The following is a 5,232-nucleotide window of genomic DNA, read 5'->3' on the forward strand; positions in this document are numbered from 1 at the left end:
CAGTGAAGCTTGTCACCTTGATCATCGGTCCATTAACTTGCGTCAACTTCCCTACAAGGCCGATATGCGTCGGTACGTCCATCGAAACGTCCAAACCGCCCACATATCTCTTCAGATAATATCAATGTCAAAGAGCACGAAGACAAAAACAACCGCCACGCTAATCTCTTAGCGTAACAACCGCCGTATCTCCAAAATTCCCGAACCCTTCCAGATCCCCGCCGCCGCCGCTTCCGATCGTTTCCAACCGTCTTCGTTTCGGTAAGGCAGCTTCTAGGTCCAACGACAAACACCCGCAAGTGGAAAAAGACAGAAAAATGACATTTTCTTTTTAAGGTCAAAAGTTACGCTATATGCAGTGGTTTGCGAAACTAATGGCACAAATTTCGCCCTTAAATCGGCAAAAAACACCCCCGCCAATCGCACCCCACCCACATCCCGCAGGAATCACCGCGCAGCGCGGGGCAGGATTCGCGTCAAAACCAACAAAATGACCAGAATCAAATAGATGATCGGCTCCGGCGGCCACGCTTTTACCAACCAAAGGTAGTGAACAGCCCCCGCAATCGCCGCGAAATACGTCAGCCGATGCAATTGTTGCCATGCTTTCGGCCCCAAACGTCGGATTGATGCGTTGTTTGATGTCACCGCCAAGGGAATCATCGCCACAAAGGCCACAAATCCCGCAGTGATGTAGGGACGCTTTACAATATCTGCCCAAATCTCGGCCCAGCGCAGCTGGATATCCAGCACCAGCCACGTTGCCAGATGCAAACTGACATAAAAGAACGCCAGCAACCCAATGGCCCGGCGATACCGAACTAGGTTAATCCCAGTGTACCGGCGCAGCGGCGCAATCACCAACCCCGCCACCAACAGCTGCAATGCCCACTCCCCCAGCTGGTGTTCAATCCGTTTCACCGGATCAACCCCCAGCTGCCCGTCCACCAGCAGCCACACCAGCCACGCCAACGGCATCACCCCCACTATATATATGGCAAGCGGCGGCACCCGGCGCAGCGCAGTGTTGATGGCAACGTCCAAGGCTCAATAATCCTTGGTCAAGTCTTGGCCAGTATACAGCCCCGCCACCTGTTCGCCGTAGCCATTAAACATCGGCGTATCAATCCGCTTGGCAAACAGCCCCCCGCCCACGCGGCGTTCAGATGCTTGGCTCCAGCGCGGATGGTCCACGTTCGGGTTCACATTACTATAAAAACCGTATTCCCGCGCGTTCAACATATTCCAAGTGGTCGGCGGCATCCGGTCCATCAGGCTGATACGCACAATCGACTTGATCGACTTGAACCCGTATTTCCACGGCACCACCAAACGGATGGGCGCGCCGTTCTGGTTTGGCATCGCCTCGCCATACAGTCCTGTCGCCATAATCGTCAGCGGGTGCATTGCCTCGTCCAGCCGCAACCCTTCACGGTATGGCCACTCCAGCAACTCCCGGCGCTGGCCCGGCATCTCCTCTGGGCGCACGATGGTTTCAAACGCCACATACTTCGCGCTCGGCTGCACGCCCACACGGTTCAGCAATGTCGCAAGTTCAAACCCAACCCAGGGGATCACCATCGACCACGCCTCCACACAGCGGAACCGGTAAATCCGCTCCTCCAGCGTCACACCGCCCAAGATGTCGGCAAGATCATAACTACCGGGCTTGTCCACCAACCCATCAATCTCAATCGACCACGGGTCGGGCTTGAAGGCGCCAGAGTTGCGTGCCGGGTCCTCCTTGGCGGTGCCAAACTCATAAAAGTTGTTGTAGGTCGTGATCTCTTCAAAGGTGTTGGGCGCCTCATCGGTGGAAAACGCGCTTGGCACTGTCGGGATTTTCGCACCTGCAGTGCCCGCCACCATCATCGCCCCTGCCCCGGCAATCAGCCCACGGCGATTGATCCAATGCGCCTTTGGCGTCACATCCGCCCACCCCAATTTGCCGTTAAAACCCTTTGTCATCGCACGCTCCTGCATTTGCTTTGGAGCAACGATAACGGCTTGGCAGAAAAATACACTTAAAGAAGTCTCACATTCACGGCACGGCGTTGAAACATGGGCAGCCGCAAAGCCATTGCAAAAAACATATTCAAACGGCAGAATACAACTTAGCCGCAACGAAGCAGGACCATATGTATAAAACCGCAATCCTTATCACCCTATGCATGGCCGCAACCGCCAACGCACAAGATTTCAAAACCTATCAAACCGATGGCCCTTTTGATGATATCGCCTTTGCTATTGAAAGCGCGATCCTGTCCAAAGGGCTGGTAATAGACCACGTCTCCCATACTGGCGAGATGTTGGAACGCACCCGCGCCGATGTGGGCAGCGACACCGTGCTGTTTGTCGCGGCGGATGTGTATGAATTCTGCTCTGCCACCATCAGCCGCCAAGTGATGGAGGCGAACCCAGACAATTTCAACTTCTGCCCCTATGCGATCCGCATCTTTGAACGTCCCGATACGCCGGGCCGCGTGACCGTCAGCCATCAAACCCATTCCGGCAGTATGGCCCCGGTGAATGACCTGTTGGAAAGCATTGTGGCCGATGCCTTGGGGCTGGATTAATATGCGCAGATAACATCGCCGTGATCAAAACGGCCAAATACCGCAAAAAAGCGGCCCTCATGGGATGGGGCAACGCCGTTTCAAGGCAGATCACAAAAGCGTTTTCTATGATCCAAAGTGCCGCGCGCTGCGTTTCCCATTTACCAAGTCACATTGGTACGATTTAACCTTAGGGAGACGACACATGATCCGTAGAACCTTTATCGCCCTGACCGCAGCAGCATCCTTGATGTCCACCGCAGCATTCGCAGCTGACATGGACATCGTCGACACCGCAGTGGGCGCAGGCACTTTCACTACGCTGGTTGCAGCCGTTGGCGCAGCAGGCTTGGTTGACACGCTGAAGAGCGAAGGTCCGTTCACCGTATTCGCCCCAACGGACGAAGCCTTCGCAGCCCTGCCAGCCGGCACAGTCGATGATTTGCTGAAGCCAGAAAACAAGGACGCGCTGGCAGCACTCCTGACCTATCACGTTGTGGCAGGCAAAGTGATGTCGACCGACTTGACCGAAGGCATGACAGCGCCAACCGTTAACGGCAAAGACATCACCATCACTTTGGATGGCGGCGCAAAAGTGAATGGCGCGAATGTCGTCACTGCCGATATCGAGGCAACAAACGGTGTGATCCACGTCATCGACACGGTCCTTATGCCCCCAATGTAATCGGAAACGATTGCAAAGATTGGCCCGGTGCATCGCGCACCGGGCCTTTTTGTTTGGCGCGGCTACTTCAACGCCCGCCCTTTTATGATCGCATCCTGCCCAAACTTGGCGCGAATTTTGTCGGTCGCCAGTTCCGCCGCCGCCCGCTTGCCTGCATCCGGGTCCAGCAAATCGCCGCTGCTGTCCGCCTGCCCCTCTGGGCACAGGTCCGCGATGCCCACCCCGATCAAGCGAAATGGGCCGGGGTCGCGATAGGCCGCCATCAGGGCCGCCGCCTCGCGGTAAATCCGGTCGGCCGTTTGGGTGGGACTGTTCAAGCTGTGGCGCCGCGTGATCGACGCGAAATCGGCCGATTTCAGCTTTAACGTCACCGTCCGCCCTGCCAGCTCGCGCGCTTTGGCCCGGTCGGACACTTGCTCGGACAGCCGCCACAGATGCCCCTCCAACAAATCACGGTCGCTAATATCCTCGTTGAATGTGGTTTCTTTTGATATGGATTTCACCGCCTCATCCCGGCTGACTGGGCGCGTATCAAGGCCGCGAGCAAGGTGCCACAATCGGTCCCCCATGGAGCCGAAACGGGCGGTCAGGTCGGGGCGGTCCCAGCGTTTGAGGTCCGCGATGGTTCGGATGCCCGCCTTTTCGAGTGCGGCACGGGTGGCGGTGCCGACGCCCCAGATGATGGAGACGGGTTTTGAATTTAGGAAGCTTTCGGTTTCACCCCGCCCGATCACCGAAAATCCGCGCGGCTTATCAAGATCGGACGCGATTTTCGCGAGGAATTTGTTGTGCGACAATCCGATGGAGCCTGTGATGCCCAGCCGCACCTCCATATCGCGGACCAATTTTGCCAGCAAAACGGCGGGGGGGGCGCCGTGCAGGCGGGCGGTGCCGGTGAGGTCTAGGAACGCCTCATCAAGGGAAAGGGGTTGAATGGCGGGGGTGAGGGCTTCCATCATGGCCCGAATTTCGCGGGAAACGGCGACATATTCGGCCATGCGGGGCTTTACCACCACCGCCTCGGGGCAGAGTTTTAGGGCCTGAAACATCGGCATGGCGGAGCGGACCCCTTTGATGCGGGCGATGTAGCAGCAGGTGGAGACGACGCCGCGGGTGCCGCCCCCCACGATAAGGGGCTGGTCGCGGTATTCGGGGTGGTCGCGTTTTTCAACGCTGGCGTAAAAGGCGTCGCAATCCATGTGGGCGATGGAAAGCTGGGTGAGTTCGGGGTGGGACAGGACGCGCGGCGACCGACAGGCCGGACAGCGTTTTGGGGCCAGGCCGGGGCCGGGTTCGAATTGAGTGAAACAGGCGCGGCACAGGGCGGTCATGGGGTTAGTATAGCACCGCGATTTCGGGTGCGAAACGGGGTGCGCATCGCGCGCGATGCGGCGGTTAAGGTGTTGGTTTTGTTGTGGTTTTGGTTTTTTGTTAAGGATTTATTAGGGTTTGGATTGCGGGTGTGAGGTGCGATTTGGGGAGGGGATGGTGGGATGGAACCCCACCCTACGGTGACCGAACTTGCTCAACGACACCGTGAACAGTACACTCCCAAAATAACAAATCGAATTGAGGTATTTAGATCGTGCCCGAACAAATTGATTCCTTACGCCCTGTACTTACACAGCCCCAGCACGACTTTGGCATTTTACTGGGCTCTGTTGCACAAATGGTCTGACGGTGAGGGTTCCCCTATCCCCGGACAGACTTATCCCACGACTTCTGTAATGGGCGTGCCGAGAGTGGTGAAGCCGTTCAGGACGGCAACACGAACTTGGAACTCCGCGACCTGACGGTCGAAGTCCCGCGCCATAAGGCGCTGACCCAGCAGTTTGACACAGTGCATCTTTGTTTCGACGCGGCTTCGGCGGTGATAGCCGCTCCATCGTCGCCATATCGTCCGGCCGAAGCGTTTCGACGCGCGGAGGGCCTCGTTCCGCGCGATCGCGCCAGGAGTGTCGGGTTTCCATGGCTTGGCGTTCTTGCGCGGCG

6 protein-coding genes are annotated in these 5,232 nt (G+C 57.2%); 2 read left to right on the forward strand and 4 right to left on the reverse strand.

Annotation, left to right across the window (positions count from 1 at the left end; translation table 11 throughout):
• Window positions 1-447: 447 nt before the first annotated feature.
• On the reverse strand, window positions 448-1,044 hold the full coding sequence (gene msrQ / locus BMY36_RS18760; RefSeq protein ID WP_050518271.1) for a protein-methionine-sulfoxide reductase heme-binding subunit MsrQ: 597 nt from the start codon (window positions 1,042-1,044) through the stop codon (window positions 448-450).
• 3 nt (window positions 1,045-1,047) lie between these two features.
• Window positions 1,048-1,968 carry a protein-methionine-sulfoxide reductase catalytic subunit MsrP gene (gene msrP, locus BMY36_RS18765; RefSeq protein WP_050518275.1) on the reverse strand — a complete coding sequence of 307 codons (921 nt, stop codon included), beginning with the start codon at window positions 1,966-1,968 and terminating at the stop codon, window positions 1,048-1,050.
• Window positions 1,969-2,138: 170 nt separating this feature from the next.
• Here msrP and BMY36_RS18770 point away from each other — a divergent pair, with 170 nt between their 5' ends.
• Both BMY36_RS18770 and BMY36_RS18775 read left to right on the forward strand, forming a co-directional pair.
• Window positions 2,139-2,576, forward strand: coding sequence for a DUF302 domain-containing protein (locus tag BMY36_RS18770; protein WP_050518272.1), 438 nt, complete (start codon window positions 2,139-2,141; stop codon window positions 2,574-2,576).
• A 184-nt stretch (window positions 2,577-2,760) separates the two neighbouring features.
• Complete coding sequence (locus tag BMY36_RS18775; protein ID WP_050518273.1) at window positions 2,761-3,240, forward strand: fasciclin domain-containing protein; 480 nt, start codon at window positions 2,761-2,763, stop codon at window positions 3,238-3,240.
• Window positions 3,241-3,302: 62 nt separating this feature from the next.
• Here the strand turns inward: BMY36_RS18775 and BMY36_RS18780 are convergent, their stop codons facing one another.
• Together BMY36_RS18780 and BMY36_RS18785 are read right to left on the reverse strand one after the other, a co-directional pair.
• Window positions 3,303-4,571 (reverse strand): DNA polymerase IV, encoded by a 1,269-nt coding sequence (locus tag BMY36_RS18780; protein WP_050518274.1) that lies wholly within the window; start codon window positions 4,569-4,571, stop codon window positions 3,303-3,305.
• 377 nt (window positions 4,572-4,948) lie between these two features.
• Window positions 4,949-5,232 (reverse strand): transposase (locus tag BMY36_RS18785; protein WP_336469883.1); only part of this gene is annotated, 284 nt, incomplete at its 5' end.

The organism is Pseudorhodobacter antarcticus (assembly GCF_900110135.1).
Taxonomy (GTDB): domain Bacteria; phylum Pseudomonadota; class Alphaproteobacteria; order Rhodobacterales; family Rhodobacteraceae; genus Pseudorhodobacter; species Pseudorhodobacter antarcticus.